Origin of the sequence: Robertmurraya sp. FSL R5-0851 (assembly GCF_038002965.1) — a bacterium.
Taxonomy (GTDB): Bacteria; Bacillota; Bacilli; order Bacillales; family Cytobacillaceae; genus Robertmurraya_A; species Robertmurraya_A beringensis.
In genome coordinates, this window is sequence record NZ_JBBOOE010000001.1 from 2,081,160 (window position 1) to 2,097,541 (window position 16,382).

The following is a 16,382-nucleotide window of genomic DNA, read 5'->3' on the forward strand; positions in this document are numbered from 1 at the left end:
ATAGAAACAGACTTTTTTTAATATCCTTTATCAAAATCCACTGAGTTCGATACGGGGTGGTTTGATTCTAAGGCTTGTAAGGTTTGAGCAAAGCAAAGAATTGCTTCGTTCAGTTCGGTTACAGCAGAGATATGTGGAGTGATGATTACGTCTTTCCTTAACCAAAGAGTCGATTCTTCTGGTAGTGGTTCTATTTCTACTACATCTAGGATCGCCGTATGTACGTTCCCTGAATCGAGCGCAGTGATCAGTGCTTTTTCATCAACTGTTGCGCCTCTGCCTACGTTAATAAAACCAACTGACTTCGTTTGAGAGAAAAGTTTTTCATTGAATAATTGTTTTGTGTGATGAGTCAGCGGAAGCGTACTGATGATCCAGTTGGCTTTTCCAATTATAGAAGAAACGGAACTTATCGGAACAACTTTATGAAAGTATTCTTTTTGTTTACCGCTTTCGGAGACGCCAATAACGGTTGAACCAAAATAGGTAAACGTCTTAGCTACTTCTTGGCCAATGGCCCCAGTTCCAAAAATAACGATCGTAACATCCTTTAACAACTTTGGCGTTCTTTGACACCACTTTTTTTGTTGCTGTTTTTGCTGAAATTGTCCGTGATATTGTAGGTTTGTTAATAGATAACTTAAACAATACTCACTTATTCGTTCTCCGAAGGAACAAATGGTACGGGTAAGAAGAGTTTGATTTTCATTCCAGCCCTCTATTTCTAAAAAATTATTTACACCTGCATTAAAGGAATGAACCCATTTAATTTTCGCTATTTGAAAATTCACGCATGGTTTAAAACCAACGTAGGCATCTGCCCAGTCTAAGTCATGTTCGGTGATCGCTTCTACTGGTAGAAAGCGAAATTCCTTTTGTTCCATGTTTGGAAAATATGTCTCAAATTCCTTCTGATACTCCCCTGCTATAAGAATGTTATGTATGTTCATACAAACCTCCGATTGTCTAATATCATTTATTGTACTATAGCGCGATAAATAGAAGTAGCTCTTTGGCATTTCCACTTCTTCTCTTTCATACAGTGTAAAACGGGGTGATAACTATGAAGAGATGGCTAAAAATCGTGATACTCGCCTATTTATCCCTTCTTTTTTTCGGAAGTTTTATCGCTGTAGGTATGCTATGGACGGGAAGGATTGAAAAGTGGATTCCAGAGGTTTCTAAAATAGAAATCTTTCTTTATTATTTCTTTGCGGGTGCAATTGGTGGTTCGCTTCGGCATCTATATATGTTTTGTTCCCATTATATGAAAGGTGAATTAACCGATTATCGAAAGTGGATTATGTATATATTTTATCCTATATTTGCTACAGGGACAGCCGTTGTGGCGGTTACCCTCATTCAAAGTGGGATTTTATTAATTCAATTTATTGAATATGAAGATACTCCATACGCCCAAATCAGCATCGCTTTTTTTGTAGGATTTGGTTTTAATCGGTTTTTAAATAAACTAAATGCTGTTTCCACGAAGTTGTTTCAACCGGAGCAAGAAACGGATAAACCGTCCAATTAAGACTCATGGAATTTTCCATGAGTCTTTTAAATGCACTTCGTTATCTTACCAATTTTTGCTTATAATATGGGAAACAACTAAATAATAGTGAAGGGAATTTTTGAAGATGAAAAAATGGGCATTTGTTTCTGATTTTGATGGTACGATTTCAAAGAAAGACTTTTACTGGATGGTGATTGATAAATACTTTTCAGAAGGGAAAGAACTATTTAACGAATGGAAAGCTGGGACGATCAAAGATATTGATTTCCTTGCAACCGTCTTTAGAGCAATTCACCAAGAAGAAGCACATATTATTGAAGATATACATACGATACCAATTGACGAGTATGTTCCTTCATTTATCAAGCATGTTCAAGAAAATGGTGGAGATTTTTACATACTAAGTGCAGGTACGGATTATTACATTCATCATATTCTTAAGAAATACGACATAAAAGACGTGACTGTATTTTCAAACGAAGGATTTTTTCACGAAAAAAATATTCATATGAAAATTGATAGTAACGACTGGAAATACTCTGAGCGATATGGAATTGATAAATCGAAAGTAATTCAAAAATTAAAGGAAGAATACGAGCTGGTGTATTTTGCTGGAGACAGTGAGCCTGACTCGCATCCGGCTGTGTTTGCTGACCTCACCTTTGCCAAGGATGCCCTACAAGATATGCTAGAGGAAAAAGGTGTCCCTTATAAAGCTGTGGAGGAGTTCACAGAAATTGAAAAATATTTAATCAATAAAGGGCTGATTTCACGATAATGCGGCAAGGTACAAATATCTCGATTCCTTCTTTACTGGAAATTAATAGTGGGGTTATTCATCAATTAGAAGCGTACTTAATCAAGCATGGATTTCGCAATGCAATGATCTTTTTTGATGAGTTTACGAATGAAACTTTTGCTGAAACCATTGAGTCCTCCTTTTCAAGGCTCACTCTCGATACAAAGGTATTGAAATCCGGATTGGATATCAATGATTTGATTCAAGTAGCCTTTTCGCTAAAGAACTATGATGTAGTCCTAGCTATGGGTGGTGGCGCACTAGTCGATTATGGAAAGTATGTTGCGTTTATTCGGAAGTTTCCGTTTATTAGTATCCCTACTTCTGCGTCAAATGACGGATTTGCAAGCTCTAACTGTTCGATTATGGTAAATAGCAAAAAGACGACCGTTCCAGCACAAATTCCTTATGGAATCGTTGTAGACCTTGATATCATACAGACTGCCCCGACAAAAATGATTCTCGCGGGAATCGGTGATTTACTGTCAAATATCACCGCCCTATATGATTGGGATTTTGAAGAAAAACATGGGGTTGGATATGTTAATGCATTTGCGGCGATGCTAAGTAAAAAAGCGGTGAACAGTTTTATCCGAACACCTATGAACGATATTAAGAATCCAATATTCTTAAAAGAATTGGTTAGTTCGATGACGATGGGTGGAATTTCGACCGATATAAGTGGAAATAGTGCTCCTATTAGCGGTTCTGAGCATCTGATCTCACATGCATTGGATAAAATATCAGATGCACCACAAATGCATGGTGTTCAGGTTGGGATTGCAACGTATATCGTAGCAAAAGTTCAGAATCACAGACACGAACGTGTAAGAAAAGTGTTTGAACGTACGGGATTTTTTGATTATGTACAAACATTGTCACTACATAAAGAAGAATACCTGCAAGCGATTGATTTGGCGCCTACCATAAAGCCTAATCGGTATACATTTTTACACGAAGAAAGGTATCGTGAAAAAGCCAAACAGTTGCTAGATGAAGATGAGATTTTGAAGGGATTATTTAAAGAATAAAGGTGAAGCCCGTAAGCACCCACTTTATTCTTTTTCCCTTTTAAAAATGATATAGTCCGAGGCAATGGGTTCTTCGCCATGTTGTCGGAGAAGAAGATTGATTTGACCTCGATGATACTGTCCGTGAAGAGCTACATGAACGAGGATATCTCTGATCGAGTCTTGAAACTCAGTTCCCGTGCTATTTTTATATGTAACGGTTTGTTCGCCCTTTTGTTCTGTTAATTTTGATAAAAAAAGCTGATAATCATGATGATTCTTGTGAAGTAGTTCCTTACAACTTTCTATAGAGAGGTCGGACCATATAGGAAGGTGTGCGCTGCTATTCCCCGCCAGCCTAGTGATCCACACTCGTTCAGCTAATAAGGTGTGAGCAAATAATTTTCCTGCTGGCTTATTGGGTACACTTAGTGAAAGCAAGGTGTTGATGATGCGTTCATTTGCCCAATGCAAGTGATCATACATGCTTTGAATGGACTTCAATTCTTTCACCTCCTCCGAAAATTTGCACGCCCTTTTTCATTGTGAAATAGGGCGTGAGGAACTTTACTCTTCTTGAATTGCCTTCCAAAATTCTTTCGCTACGGCCTTATATCCTTCTAAACTTAAATGGATGTCGTTAGGGTTTGGCACATATAATGTTTCATATTTTTTAATCACTTTTGCTGTAGGGACAAAGTCATCACCATTGGCGGAAGCGACTTTTTCAATGGTCTGATTCAGCGCATCTAATAATGGAAGTAAGGCAGCCTGCTCTTGCTTTGGTAGATGAGGGAATGGATTGTAGTAGCCCATAACATAGACCTTTATTCCTGGATTGATCTTATCGATTTCACTTAAAATAAGATATAAGTTTTCGGCGATGGTGTTTAATACAGCAGGTGCGGTGGACGGATTTTGCCTTATAGTATTTAAATTGGCTAATAAGTCATTGGCACCAATATCAATGGTAACAAGCTCAGCGTTTTTAATGGAGTTTCGTAGTTCAGCGTAATTGGCATTGTTAGGATTGAGTAGCTCGCTTACGATATTGGTAGTTCTGTATCCAGGGACACCATAATTATCTAATGTGATTTCATACTGTGATTGCTCATAACGATCAACCAGAAAATCTGCGTACCCTTTATCTAGTTTATGATAAGGTGTTGCCCCAGCGGCTAATGAATCACCAAGAGCCACATAGTCGACTTGTTTGCTGCCTTTTGCAAACGCTGTCATTGGTAAGGATGCTAAAAGTGATCCAATTATCATGGAACGTAAAATTATCCTCTTCATTTTCATAACACCTACTCCCCCTTTTCCTTATTCTTTATAATAATTCGTGATTAAGAACAAAATTCCTATTCGCACGATAAATATTTTATTTTGTTTTTCCATATGACCACACAAATATTACAAAAATCCAACTCACGCTTCATTAATCAGGGGCATTAACCGCTGAGCAAGTAGCAGAATTGAGTAAGTAACTAGAAAATCCAACTCACGTCTTTTATATGTGCGCTCAAGTTTACAAAATACTATGAAACTTATGGTCCAACACCACCTCTTGACATAAACCACCAATTGCTTTAATATACTTCAAGTTCAAGATACTTCTGTATTCGAAGTATTATACATATATCAAGCCGTAAAAAGGAGAATTTTTATGAAAAGTCGAGTAACCGTCATGATTAGTATTGTACTCGCGATGCTTGTTGCATCCATTGATACAACTATCATGAACACAACCATGCCTGTCATCGCAGAGGAGCTTGGCCGTTTTGATTTGTATGCATGGTCGTTTGCTTCCTATATGATTGCTAGCACCATATTATCCCCGGTGGCTGGAAGATTATCTGATTTGTTTGGTAGAAAGAAAGTATTTGGCTTCGGTATCTTACTTTTCTTAGCTGGATCACTTCTATGTGGCATATCTGCCAATATGATACAATTGGTTATTTTTCGTGCTGTACAAGGGATGGGTGCCGGTTTTATGATGCCCTTTCCAGCCATTATTGCTGGTGACCTTTTCTCAGTTGAAAAACGTGGGAAAATCCAAGCATTATTCACAGGAATGTGGGGGTTATCGGCTGTGCTTGCTCCCCTTTTAGGTTCTTTCTTTGTGGAAGTATTAACATGGAGATGGATTTTCTATATTAACCTACCAATCTGTCTGATTTCATTTGTCACTTTATTAGCTTATAAAGAGGAATATGAACCGAGAAAAGCAAAGGTCGATTATATGGGTGCGGTACTGTTTGGTGCTAGTATTACTAGTCTGCTTCTTGTTACAGTAGTTCAAGAAAATAGATGGATCTTTTGCATAGTAGGAGTATTATTGCTTGTAGGGTTTTATTTCTTTGAGAAAAAGCAAGCATCACCGATCGTTCCGTTTTCTATGTTTAAAAATCAAATGATATCGAGAATTAATTTTAATGGTTTTATTGGGAATCTGGCTCTTTTTGGTACAGCTAGTTATATTCCGTTGTTTTTACAACATATCGCTGGTCTTTCCCTTTTTCTCAGTGGTGTTGCGCTCCTTGGTCAGGCTATTGGCTGGATGATGGCGGCCGTTCCTGCAGGAAAGTGGATATTAAAATACGGATATCGAAGATTGCTGATTATCGGTAATGCATTCTTATTCGCATCAGGTCTGTTGTTGCTTCTTCTAGATCCAAGTCATGGTTTTTGGTTTGTATTCTTTGTCATGCTTATTCAAGGGATCGCTTTTGGAATGCTGTCCACAGTGGGAGTGATCGGGGTACAACAACTCGTGGGTGTGCACGAAAAAGGAGTCTCCACAGCGTTCTTTATGCTTTGCCGAAACATGGGTACCGTTATCGGGGTAACCGTTATGGGTTATCTGTTAACTACAGGTGCATCCGATATGGACGGAATTCATCATTTATTCCAGTTTGGATTTATTGGTAGTGTTTTAGCTCTACTAACTTCTTTCCTTATTCAAAAAAATACAGCAGAGCAATCCACTCCTGCTGCTAAAATTGGGTAACACAAAAAGGAGGATCTGGGTTTTATTAAAAGTCAATATATTTCTTAAAACCTTTATCAATAATGAATTTCTATTTAATGTCAGACATTATAGATGGTTAAATTAAAGAGGATAGGTGAGCAGTAGAAAATATGCTCTATCTATCCTCTCTTTGTACAACAAATGACCTCTTTTACTACAACAAAAAAATATAATGTTGTTGTGCAAACGCCCCCTATTGTTTAAGTGCAAAATTTCACAAAGTTATACAAAATAAAGAAAGCTGCCTATAATTTGCAGCTTTACCGAGTTCCATATTTACTGTGTAATTGGCAGCTCATTTTTCAAAAACCATTCAAACCATCTACCGTGCCCATCGGTTGCTGCAATAGTGTTTTGACTCTCAATGCCATTCAAATAATAATCTAGATGTAAAAATCTATCTTGAACATTATTGTAGATATGGAAGACATCTCTTTCCTTACCTATAGCTTCAACAGTTTTTAATAAACGTTTTTTCATTTCTAATGATATTTGGTTCGCAACATGAGTATGGAATATGCAAATTGCACTGTCCTCTGGTATATTTTCAATGTATTCTGATAATAGACTTATCCCATCCCCATCAACCAAATGTACTGAGCCGTCCTTGATATAACTTGCAGCTTCTTCAAACATAAACAACCTCTCTTTATGTTCGGGCCATATTAATGATTTTAGCCACAAGTGCTCTTCCTCATTTTTTAGATCAACTATATTTAGATCAAAGCCAACCCTTGTTAAAACTGGCGGCGGTGTCGAATGGAGGATTGGAATAATTTCTCCTTTTATTTCTGCTGAAATATTAAGTTTAGAATCTATATTACCATAAATGTTATTTTGCCCGTAGGAATATGAATATTTATCCCAAAGAAGCTGTAACCCCGCACTTGTCCCAATTTCGACAAGTGCTAATGGTTTCTTTGCTTTCTCGTAAATAGTACAAAAAGCAGGATAAAGGTATGCACATCTTCGTACTTCGTTGGTTTGAACAAGCTTAGTTTTAAGAATCGACTCAATTTCATTTCGATATTTATCGCAAAAATCTTTAAAGTCTTCAAACGACTCATTAAATAATTTTGGATTATTTACTATGCTCGAGTAATACTCTTTTAATGGGTGTTCCTTACCATTTAGTAAGAGATAGTGAACTGCACCAAACAGAAGGTTTGGAACAGGTTGTCCCGCACGTGCGCTACTACAAATTTCAAGCAGGTTTTCATCTCTAGCAATTTTTTTGGACAAATATTCGTATAATAAACTAGACCCTTTACATTCCCTCTCGGCAAACGTCAGAAAAGTTTTTGACAAGACTTCAGCATTAAACAAATATAATCCTCCCTTTTTAAACAAGAATATTGTATAATTCTATATTTTTCCAAAAAAAGCCTTTATTATTGTGACCATATCATCAAGAAAAGAAAATCTTATACAACAATCCTTTTTTTATAACGACACAAGAGAAAGCCTTTTAGTACGTGTCCAAACTTTCTTGCACGTTTCATTCATTTAAAGACGAATGGAGCCATAATGATGTCGACCCTCAAAAAGAAACCCAATGATACTCTCATAATAAGGTATAAATTGTTTTAGTTCTATTAGCTTTAAGATTTCCTCTTTAGAAGCCCACTTGGCTGCTTGCACCTCATCAGTCTGTAACGTCAAATCATTCAAATCCAAGTCATATTCAATTAAATAATAATCATCAAAGCCACGTTCAAAGTTAATAGTAAATTGAGGACGAACCCTTTCAAAGTTATAATGAATTCCCAACTCCTCGAATAACTCTCTTGAAGCAGCGTGCTGACTTGTATCGCCTGCAACTGCACTACCACCACAGGTGATATCCCAAAGGTTCGGCCATCCTTGCTTAAAGGGTTGACGCTGCTGAATAAGCATTTCTCCTTTTGAATTAAATATACATACGTGTACTACTAAATGAAACTCGTCTGGTGTCATTTCATCTCCACGAGTTATTTGTTTCTCTATTTTATTACGATGCTTATCAAATAAATCCCACTTTTCCATTGCTAAACTCCTTATATAAAATTATGGAAGAATCACCCTTTATCTAGTTTATATCTCCCAAATAAACAGGAGATTTTTCATTCCTAGAATATCTTACTATGTATCTTCTTAATTCCTTCGGATATATTCTATAATCTAGTAAATCGTTAATTTGAACCCATTCAATTCCCACTTGGTGACTGTCAGGATTAGTTGGTGATCCATTATTATTTAGTCCATCAATAAGGTTACAAATGAAGTAATATTCAACTTGATGAACATTAAAATCGAAAGAAGAATGTTCGTGGTTTTTACCTATATACTCTCTAATATGAAGGAGCTCTTTAATTTCTACTTGTTCCCCAATCTCTTCCATACACTCTCTAGTTAAAGTACTATGAATCGTTTCTCCGTGCTCTTGCCCTCCACCAGGAAAAAGATAAAAATAACCTTCTTCATCCTTATTTTTTGTTAGTAAGAGTTTATTGTCTTTAAGTATTATGGCTTTTGCTGAGTTTCTAATATTCATATATGCCCCCCTCTTCTACCCTAATTTTACCATATGTTTGATTAACCCTTATTATAAAACTGCTTCGTTTGTTTAATAAGAGTGGGTCCCTAGAGCCGTAATAAATATTGGAGCCTCATTTGGCAATTCTTCAAAATTGCGTTGGAATTCGTCATATTGGAGTCGGTCATTTTTGATATATCGCATCAGTAATTTCACAGTATCTTTACTAAATCTAAGAAACTTAACCCTTCTTCCATGGCTCCCTTTCTCCATTAAAGACCAGTAATTCATAGCGACTTTTAATTCCTTTGGGTCAATGTAATATATTGTTGTTGTTGTAAATGAGGTCATTTAGAGGTCTAAATAAACTAAAAAAGTACACCACTATATACAAGTGATGTACTTAATTTTTATTTAATGTCTGACATTAAAGACAATCATCTACAATGCAAATAAAAAGGTACATCCACTTGCCCTTAATTTTACAGAGTAGCGTCCTTTTTACTTGCTATGTGCGACTCTTCTTTTAGTTGATGTCTGAACTCCGTTTCCGCTCCAGAAAACAACAGCTGTTGCTGCAAATAAAAATATTGCGGTAACGAGGAAAACGGTTTGGATTGGAAATAGACCACCGATTGCTCCACCAAGCATCGGTCCGATCATCCCGCCTATTTGGTTAGCGGTTTGGTTCAGTCCGAACGCTCTGCCACGGAAATCCTCTTCCGTTGCTCTTACTACAAGACCGTTTAATGCTGGGAATACCGCACAGAAGAAGATTCCAAACAAAAAGCGGACGATTGAGAATCCCCAAATTTCTGTAAAAGCGATTTGGGCGAGCATGCCTATTCCTCCACCGAGAAGGCCGATGAACAATACTTTATGAAATCCCACTTTATCTGCCCATTTGCCCCATACCGGTGCGAACAAGGCACTAGCTATTCCAGGCAAAGAGAAAATGATTCCCGCTAATAACGAAGTATTTTCATAGGATCCGCCGATTTTCACCACATATAATGGTAAAACAGGCTCAAGGATCATGATGGAACAACTAGTTATAATGGTCAGTACAATGACCATCATTAGTGGACGGTTGGACATCGCTAACTTAATATCGTTCGTAACCGATCCTCTTTCTTTACTAGGAACAAAGTTTTCTTCTTTAACCCATAAGATAATAAGTATAGTGGCAATGAATACAATTATCCCACCTGTTGCAAATGCCCATCTGTTACCAACCCACTCTGCAATGGCACCACCAATTAAGGGTCCAGCAATCATACCAGAAGCCGAAGCAGTTGAAATGAGTGATAACGCATAGCCTACATGCTTGGAGGGGGTGTTTGTTCCGATAAGAGCGATGGCTCCAGGAATAAAGCCACTTAGTAAGCCTTGTAGGATTCGAAGTACCAAAATTTGATAGGGGTTCGTGACAAAGGCCATTAAAGTGTAAATAAAGAACAGGACAATTCCGGCCCTTACAATCATTGGTTTCCTACCGTACTTATCGGCTATTCTTCCCCAAAATGGTGAGGCGATTGCCCCTGCAAAAAAGGCGGAGCTAAACAATAATCCTGACCACATTTCCGTATGGTTGTGCACTCCAATTTGGATCAGAAAGATGGGTAAGAACGGAATGACCATTGAAAAACTAGCTGCTGTAAAAAAGACGCCAATCCAAAGTACCCACAAATTTCGTTTCCACGTTTCCATCCTTTACATCTCCAATGTTCATCATTCGCTAATACTTTGCAAGGTTTATATCTTAATATTGTAACATAAATCGGGATTATTTTCACTCTCGAAATATTCGGTTGATGAAATAAAAAAACATCCACCAAAAAGGTGAATGCTTCTATTTTATCTTATACTCCGCGCTTATTTCCCCATAAAAACGCATGTAATTGTGGCAAAACTTTTACATCGTTAAGCTCGGGATCAGCAACAGCACGATCCACTAACCATTCGTATTTTTGTAAAAGCTTTTTCACAAGCTCGTCGTTATTAGTATTGGTGAGGTCGTCATTCCCTACCTGCAAGTAAAATGGAATGGTATCGTATCTTTTATGAACCATTTTCGCGTACTCCAGATCATGATCATCAAATATCACCACTTTTATACTCACTTGATTCGCAAATTCCCCTGCTTGCAAGTTGGCAAAAATGCTGTCCAACACCTCAAAATTTGTTTCCATGCCTGAACTTGGCGGCTTCGGAGAAAGAGTTAGTTCGTCAATTTGTAAAAACCAATCCTGCCAACGGCTGCCTTGTGTTTCAATCCCGATCTTGATTTGATTTTCTTTAAGCTGGCCAATTAATCCATCTAAATTTTTCAAAAGGGCCGGGTTTCCACCAGAGATCGTTACAAATGAAAAATTGTCTCCGCCGATTTCCTTAAGCTCGTGCCAAATTTCTTCTGCTATCATCATACGAATATCATCTTTTGCGCTTCCATCCCATGTGAAGGCAGAGTCGCACCAGCTGCACGAATAATCACAGCCAGCTGTGCGAACAAACATCGTTTTTTGCCCGATGACCATGCCTTCCCCTTGAATCGTAGGACCAAAAATTTCTAACACAGGAATTTTACTCATTCCTCCATCCACTCCCTTCTTGCTTCCGCGTAGCTAGTAGGAGTTTCATAGAGTTTAACAAATTCCACTCTTGCCCCATGATACAGCTTTTGACGTTCTTCTGTTGTAACAGCTTCTTGCATTTTTTCATAAATCCAGACAACCATGTTTTCCGCCGTTGTGTTCATCAGTGGTAGTGTTTCGTTTAAATATCTATGATCAAGGAAAATTTCAATTTCATTTTTCCAAATTTCTTTAATGTCACCAAAGTCCATCATTAAGCCTCTATCATCAACAAAGCCGCTAATGCCAAAAATCACTTTATACGTATGGCCGTGGAGGTTTTTACATTTTCCTTCATAACAATGTAGATGGTGTGCCGCATCAAACGTAAATTCCTTACTCACAAGTACGCGCTTAGTATGATATTTTAATTCTTTTCGTTTGATGTCTTGATCAATTTTCTGCAGATTTTCTACGATGCGAAATCCGTACATGTGTTAAAACCTCCCGTTGTAAAAATCATCAAGGCCTCTTTTACGTAACACACAAGCCGGACATTCACCACAGCCATCAGAGATGACGCCATTGTAGCAAGTTAATGTATTTTCACGAACGTAATCAAGCTTGCCTAACTCATCTGCTAATGCCCATGTTTCGGCCTTATTTAACCACATAAGTGGGGTATGGATGACAAATTGATCATCCATGGAAAGATTTAAGGTAACATTTAATGATTTAATAAAAATGTCACGGCAATCTGGGTACCCGCTAAAATCTGTTTCACAAACGCCTGTTACTAAATGCTTCGCGCCTACTTGACGTGCTAATACACCAGCAAATGTTAGGAATAAGAGGTTTCTACCTGGAACAAAAGTTGACGGAAGTTCTCCTTCTTCCCCTTCTTTTACTTCAATATCTGAGCGAGTTAACGCATTTGGTGCTAATTGGTTAAGTAATGACATATCTAAAATATGGTGTCTGACACCTAATTCATTGGCTATATTTTTTGCACATTGTATTTCTAAGCTATGACGTTGATTATAGTCAAACGTTACCGCTTCGACTTCTTTAAAGTTTTTAAGTGCCCAAAATAAACAAGTCGTGCTATCCTGTCCACCGCTAAACACAACAATGGCTTTATCGTTTTTCAATTTGCATGCTCCTTTTTAACGGAAAAAACAGTACCACTAAGAAAGCAGTACTGTTTTCCTTAGTTTTTTAGAGAGGGTAGCTAGAACCTCTTTTTAATTATCCCTCGAGAATTATATCATATTTCGACAAAAGTGGTAGTAAATTTGTTCTTACTATCATACTTATTTATAAAACTATAAAATCACTAGTGTTGCATAAATAGTGTCATAATTTTCAGTTTACTCACCTTCCCTGTTTAGAGGCAAAAAAGTAAATACCCAATCAAAGGTGGCCCTATCCATTTGGAAATTTATTTACAATTAGACTTTTGCAACGACGACAATTTGCATATTTAAGGGATGGCTTTTCCTTCAATCTTTCGAAGCCAAACATTCGCTGGTTTCCACAATGCAGCCCTTAGATAACGGCTAATCTGTAAGGTTTTTCGCTTGCTTCTGGTCTCGATTTGTACGAGAACATGTAGGCAAAAAACAATTAGTGCGATAAATACTTGATTTTGAATCGCCCATTCGCTTTGACCGTAGAACTTTTTGATGCTGAGATGTTGTTTGATCCATTTAAAAAACAGCTCAATGGCCCACCGTGATTTATACATTTCTGAAATTTCTTCGGCGCTTAAATCAAAACGATTTGTAATTAAATGAAGTTCATTTCCTTTTGAGTCAATCACTTTTAGAAGCCGAAAGTAATTTTCAGCACGGTTTTGAGTCGTACCTATCAACACCATTTGGTCTGATAAAACAGCTGTATCCTTGGGTAGCTTAAAATCGTATACGTTCCGTATGACTGCATTTTTGCGTAGCCGTGAAAGAAAGAAGTAGCTATCATCAGTCATGCGATCAAAGCGCTCGTAGTCTAGATAACCACGGTCAAACACATACATGCATTCCTTGTCATCCACCATGATTTCAAGCTGACCACGGTCATGTTCTTTTGCCGTTGTCATAACGGCCTTTTCAGGATAGGATATACCCTTTTCCATAAACACAAGGCGCAAATGTAACTTTACACCTGCTTTTGTTTTGCGGAATTTAGCCCATTTATGATTGGTCAAATTAAGTGGCAATGTGCTTGAATCAATGATTTTTAACGGCATCACGAGTTTCGTGTAATGCGTTTTGGCATGAATTTGTGACACTAAATCAAGGAAAAGCCTTTGAAATAGATCAGGGTTTATGCCGTTTAACCGCCGTGACAACTGAGAAATACTAATAGAATCAAGGTCTATCCCTTTTTGAAGCTGGTCATCGAAAAGACAATCACCCAGCGCATGCAGACTTTCAATTTCTTGTAGCTGCGCAAAAAGTAGTAATTTTAGAAATGACTCTGTCGTTAATTTTTTCGTATAGTAATCTAATTTCATCGTTTTCACGTTTTCTTCAAATAATTGAAGATTTATAGGTGAAAACCATTGTCCAAATGAAGTTTTTCGTGTAATCTGGTCCATGTGATGGTCCTTTTTTAGTGGATTTGGACGGGTTACCACCTGACTAATCCATTATAAAGGACTTTTTCTTTGCACAAAATAATAATATTGAACCACTAGTGTTGCATAAATAATTTCGTAATTTTCAGTTTAATTATATTCTCTATTTAGAGCCAAAAAAGTAAATACCCAACAAAGGTGGCTCCATCCATTTGGAAATTTATTTACAATTAGACCTGTGTGACGACGACAACTTTCTTATCAAGGAATGGCTTTTCCTTCAATTTTTCGGAGCCAAATATGGGCTGGTTTCCAAAGGGCAGCCCGTAGATAACGGCTAATTTTTAAGGTTTTTCGCTTACTATTTGTCTCAAGTTGAACAAGAACATGTAGGCAAAAAACGATAAGTGCGATAAACACTTGATTTTGAATGGCCCATTCGCTTTGTCCGTAGAACTTTTTGATGCTAAGGTGCTGTTTGATCCATTTAAAAAACAACTCAATGGCCCACCTTGATTTATACATCTCTGAAATTTCTTCAGCGTTCAAATCAAAGCGATTGGTGATTAAATGGAGTTCATTTCCTTTGGAATCAAGCACTTTTAGAAGGCGAAAGTAATTTTCAGCACGGTTTTGGGTTGTACCAATCAGGACCATTTGATCTGATAAAACAGCGGAATCCTCGGGTAGTTTAAAATCATAAACCTCCCGTATAACGGCGTTTTTTCTTAGCCTTGATAGAAAAAAGTAACCGCCATCTGTCATGCGATCAAAGCGCTCGTAGTCTAGATAGCCACGGTCAAACACATACATGCATTCCTTGTCATCGACCATGATTTCAAGTTGACCACGATCATGTTCGTTTGCCGTTGTTATGACTGCTTTTTCTGGATAGGACGCACCTTTTTCCATAAACACAAGGCGTAGATGCAACTTCACACCGGCTTTTGTCTTACGGAACTTTGCCCATTTATGATTGGTCAAATTAAGTGGCAATGTGCTTGAATCAATGATTTTTAACGGCATGACCAGTTTCGTATAGTGTGTCTTGGCATGAATTTGTACGACCAAATCAAGGAAAAGCCTTTGAAATAGATCTGGGTTCATGCCATTTAATCGCCGTGACAGCTGAGAAATACTGATCGAATCAAGGTCAATCCCTTTTTGAAGTTGGTCATCGAATAGACAATCACCTAGCGCATGCAGGCTTTCGATTTCTTCTAGCTGGGCAAAAAGTAGTAATTTTAGGAAAGACTCTGTCGTTAATTTTTTCGTATAGTAATCTAATTTCATCGTTTTCACCTGTTCTTCAAATAATTGAATATTAATTGGTGAAAACCATTGTCCAAATGAAGTTTTTCGTGTAATCTTGTCCATGAGATGTGTCCTTTTTAGTGGATTTGGACGGGTTACCACCTGACTTATCCATTATAAAGGACTTTTTCTTTGCACAATATAATAAAGTTGAACATTTTGAGTATTTTTAATAGTGAAATTAAATTAATGCAACACTAGTGCTATAAAATATGTAAACTATTTGCATAAATTTCATATATGTGTATAATATATTTTGTTATATATGGAAAATGTTTTCTAGGGTTCCGCAACAGCTAGTTGGTCTGGACCGAGAGGAAACTCACAGTTTTTTTGTTTTGTGGGAATAATAATTTACGGAGGGATTTCACATGAATAAGCATTGGATTATGGTATTTATTGCTGCGTTTTTTGAAGTGTTTTGGGTGATTGGTTTGAAGCATGCCGATAATGTGTGGGATTGGTTAGGAACTGGAATTTCGATTGCTATTAGTTTCTATGTGATGCTTCGCGCGAGCCGCGCTCTGCCTGTTGGAACGGTATATGCAGTCTTTGTCGGGTTAGGAACGGTCGGTACGGTATTGGCAGATATCTTGTTTTTTGGAGACATTTTTAAAATAGAAAAAATGCTACTAATTCTGATTTTATTAATAGGAATCATTGGGCTTAAGATCGTCACGGGAGAAAAGGTTCTTGAAGGAGAGGAAAGTTAATGGCGTGGTTTGCTTTAATATTAGCAGGAATGTTTGAAATTGTTGGTGTGAGTTTGATCAATCAATTCAACTTAAAGCGAAATTGGTACTCACTTGCTTTTATTGTTCTTGGATTCGGAGTGAGTTTCTTTTTACTCTCATTTTCGATGAAAACGATACCGATGGGAACAGCTTATGCGATTTGGACAGGAATTGGAACTGTAGGTAGTGCTATTATCGGGATTATGTTTTATGGAGAGTCGAACGATTGGAAACGTATGCTATTCATAGCCATGGTGTTAGGGTCTGTGATTGGATTAAAACTAGTATCATAAGAGGAGTAGCCTTTAATAG

18 protein-coding genes and 1 riboswitch are annotated in these 16,382 nt (G+C 37.4%); of the genes, 6 read left to right on the forward strand and 12 right to left on the reverse strand.

Annotation, left to right across the window (positions count from 1 at the left end; translation table 11 throughout):
• Nucleotides 1-17 precede the first annotated feature (17 nt).
• Complete coding sequence (locus MKX65_RS10490; protein WP_340903540.1) at nt 18-950, reverse strand: D-2-hydroxyacid dehydrogenase; 933 nt, start codon at nt 948-950, stop codon at nt 18-20.
• Nucleotides 951-1,063: 113 nt separating this feature from the next.
• Here MKX65_RS10490 and MKX65_RS10495 point away from each other — a divergent pair, with 113 nt between their 5' ends.
• The 3 genes from MKX65_RS10495 (at nt 1,064) to MKX65_RS10505 (ending at nt 3,346) form a co-directional block, all read left to right on the forward strand.
• Nucleotides 1,064-1,534, forward strand: a complete 471-nt coding sequence (locus tag MKX65_RS10495) for a hypothetical protein (protein ID WP_340903541.1) — start codon at nt 1,064-1,066, stop codon at nt 1,532-1,534.
• Nucleotides 1,535-1,640: 106 nt separating this feature from the next.
• A complete protein-coding gene (locus tag MKX65_RS10500) occupies nt 1,641-2,294 on the forward strand; it encodes an MtnX-like HAD-IB family phosphatase (RefSeq protein WP_160546163.1) in 654 nt (217 codons plus the stop codon).
• Complete coding sequence (locus tag MKX65_RS10505; protein ID WP_160546080.1) at nt 2,294-3,346, forward strand: iron-containing alcohol dehydrogenase; 1,053 nt, start codon at nt 2,294-2,296, stop codon at nt 3,344-3,346. Before MKX65_RS10500 ends, MKX65_RS10505 begins: the two co-directional genes overlap by 1 nt.
• A 24-nt stretch (nt 3,347-3,370) precedes the next feature.
• Here MKX65_RS10505 and MKX65_RS10510 read toward each other — a convergent pair whose 3' ends face one another.
• Both MKX65_RS10510 and MKX65_RS10515 read right to left on the reverse strand, forming a co-directional pair.
• Entirely contained in the window at nt 3,371-3,829 is a 459-nt protein-coding gene (locus MKX65_RS10510) for a DinB family protein (RefSeq protein WP_160546081.1), read from the reverse strand.
• A gap of 63 nt (nt 3,830-3,892) precedes the next feature.
• Nucleotides 3,893-4,621 carry a GDSL-type esterase/lipase family protein gene (locus MKX65_RS10515; protein WP_160546082.1) on the reverse strand — a complete coding sequence of 243 codons (729 nt, stop codon included), beginning with the start codon at nt 4,619-4,621 and terminating at the stop codon, nt 3,893-3,895.
• A 370-nt stretch (nt 4,622-4,991) separates the two neighbouring features.
• Here MKX65_RS10515 and MKX65_RS10520 point away from each other — a divergent pair, with 370 nt between their 5' ends.
• Complete coding sequence (locus MKX65_RS10520) at nt 4,992-6,335, forward strand: MFS transporter (protein ID WP_160546083.1); 1,344 nt, start codon at nt 4,992-4,994, stop codon at nt 6,333-6,335.
• 297 nt (nt 6,336-6,632) lie between these two features.
• On the opposite strand, the gene MKX65_RS10525 is transcribed toward MKX65_RS10520, so the two are convergent.
• From MKX65_RS10525 to MKX65_RS10565, 9 genes are all read right to left on the reverse strand, one after another.
• The gene (locus MKX65_RS10525; protein ID WP_160546084.1) at nt 6,633-7,682 is read right to left on the reverse strand and encodes a DUF2332 family protein; all 1,050 of its coding nucleotides are present in this window, start codon (nt 7,680-7,682) and stop codon (nt 6,633-6,635) included.
• Nucleotides 7,683-7,862: 180 nt separating this feature from the next.
• The gene (locus MKX65_RS10530) at nt 7,863-8,381 is read right to left on the reverse strand and encodes an NUDIX domain-containing protein (RefSeq protein ID WP_160546085.1); all 519 of its coding nucleotides are present in this window, start codon (nt 8,379-8,381) and stop codon (nt 7,863-7,865) included.
• Nucleotides 8,382-8,424: 43 nt separating this feature from the next.
• A complete protein-coding gene (locus MKX65_RS10535; RefSeq protein WP_160546086.1) occupies nt 8,425-8,889 on the reverse strand; it encodes an NUDIX domain-containing protein in 465 nt (154 codons plus the stop codon).
• 483 nt (nt 8,890-9,372) lie between these two features.
• Complete coding sequence (locus MKX65_RS10540) at nt 9,373-10,581, reverse strand: MFS transporter (RefSeq protein WP_160546087.1); 1,209 nt, start codon at nt 10,579-10,581, stop codon at nt 9,373-9,375.
• Nucleotides 10,582-10,733: 152 nt separating this feature from the next.
• Nucleotides 10,734-11,462, reverse strand: coding sequence for a 7-carboxy-7-deazaguanine synthase QueE (gene queE, locus MKX65_RS10545; RefSeq protein ID WP_160546088.1), 729 nt, complete (start codon nt 11,460-11,462; stop codon nt 10,734-10,736).
• Nucleotides 11,459-11,938, reverse strand: coding sequence for a 6-carboxytetrahydropterin synthase QueD (gene queD, locus MKX65_RS10550; protein ID WP_160546089.1), 480 nt, complete (start codon nt 11,936-11,938; stop codon nt 11,459-11,461). Before queD ends, queE begins: the two co-directional genes overlap by 4 nt.
• Before the next feature lie 3 nt (nt 11,939-11,941).
• Nucleotides 11,942-12,595: a 7-cyano-7-deazaguanine synthase QueC gene (gene queC / locus MKX65_RS10555; protein ID WP_160546090.1), complete on the reverse strand. Its 654-nt coding sequence runs from the start codon at nt 12,593-12,595 to the stop codon at nt 11,942-11,944.
• A gap of 53 nt (nt 12,596-12,648) precedes the next feature.
• Nucleotides 12,649-12,691: riboswitch (PreQ1 riboswitch) on the reverse strand.
• A gap of 236 nt (nt 12,692-12,927) precedes the next feature.
• Nucleotides 12,928-14,043 (reverse strand): IS4 family transposase, encoded by a 1,116-nt coding sequence (locus tag MKX65_RS10560; RefSeq protein WP_340902901.1) that lies wholly within the window; start codon nt 14,041-14,043, stop codon nt 12,928-12,930.
• A 240-nt stretch (nt 14,044-14,283) separates the two neighbouring features.
• Entirely contained in the window at nt 14,284-15,399 is a 1,116-nt protein-coding gene (locus MKX65_RS10565; protein ID WP_340902899.1) for an IS4 family transposase, read from the reverse strand.
• Between the two features lie 308 nt (nt 15,400-15,707).
• Between MKX65_RS10565 and MKX65_RS10570 the strand changes: the two genes are divergently transcribed.
• Both MKX65_RS10570 and MKX65_RS10575 read left to right on the forward strand, forming a co-directional pair.
• The gene (locus MKX65_RS10570; protein WP_160546091.1) at nt 15,708-16,049 is read left to right on the forward strand and encodes an SMR family transporter; all 342 of its coding nucleotides are present in this window, start codon (nt 15,708-15,710) and stop codon (nt 16,047-16,049) included.
• Nucleotides 16,049-16,363 carry an SMR family transporter gene (locus MKX65_RS10575; RefSeq protein WP_160546092.1) on the forward strand — a complete coding sequence of 105 codons (315 nt, stop codon included), beginning with the start codon at nt 16,049-16,051 and terminating at the stop codon, nt 16,361-16,363. Before MKX65_RS10570 ends, MKX65_RS10575 begins: the two co-directional genes overlap by 1 nt.
• Nucleotides 16,364-16,382 lie beyond the last annotated feature (19 nt).

Coding starts and splice junctions, on each gene's coding strand:
- MKX65_RS10490 (WP_340903540.1), bottom strand. CDS start 950: ATGAACATACATAACATTCTTATAGCAGGGGAGTATCAGAAGGAATTT.
- MKX65_RS10495 (WP_340903541.1), top strand. CDS start 1,064: ATGAAGAGATGGCTAAAAATCGTGATACTCGCCTATTTATCCCTTCTT.
- MKX65_RS10500 (WP_160546163.1), top strand. CDS start 1,641: ATGAAAAAATGGGCATTTGTTTCTGATTTTGATGGTACGATTTCAAAG.
- MKX65_RS10505 (WP_160546080.1), top strand. CDS start 2,294: ATGCGGCAAGGTACAAATATCTCGATTCCTTCTTTACTGGAAATTAAT.
- MKX65_RS10515 (WP_160546082.1), bottom strand. CDS start 4,621: ATGAAGAGGATAATTTTACGTTCCATGATAATTGGATCACTTTTAGCA.
- MKX65_RS10520 (WP_160546083.1), top strand. CDS start 4,992: ATGAAAAGTCGAGTAACCGTCATGATTAGTATTGTACTCGCGATGCTT.
- MKX65_RS10530 (WP_160546085.1), bottom strand. CDS start 8,381: ATGGAAAAGTGGGATTTATTTGATAAGCATCGTAATAAAATAGAGAAA.
- MKX65_RS10535 (WP_160546086.1), bottom strand. CDS start 8,889: ATGAATATTAGAAACTCAGCAAAAGCCATAATACTTAAAGACAATAAA.
- MKX65_RS10540 (WP_160546087.1), bottom strand. CDS start 10,581: ATGGAAACGTGGAAACGAAATTTGTGGGTACTTTGGATTGGCGTCTTT.
- queE (WP_160546088.1), bottom strand. CDS start 11,462: ATGAGTAAAATTCCTGTGTTAGAAATTTTTGGTCCTACGATTCAAGGG.
- queD (WP_160546089.1), bottom strand. CDS start 11,938: ATGTACGGATTTCGCATCGTAGAAAATCTGCAGAAAATTGATCAAGAC.
- MKX65_RS10560 (WP_340902901.1), bottom strand. CDS start 14,043: ATGGACCAGATTACACGAAAAACTTCATTTGGACAATGGTTTTCACCT.
- MKX65_RS10565 (WP_340902899.1), bottom strand. CDS start 15,399: ATGGACAAGATTACACGAAAAACTTCATTTGGACAATGGTTTTCACCA.
- MKX65_RS10570 (WP_160546091.1), top strand. CDS start 15,708: ATGAATAAGCATTGGATTATGGTATTTATTGCTGCGTTTTTTGAAGTG.
- MKX65_RS10575 (WP_160546092.1), top strand. CDS start 16,049: ATGGCGTGGTTTGCTTTAATATTAGCAGGAATGTTTGAAATTGTTGGT.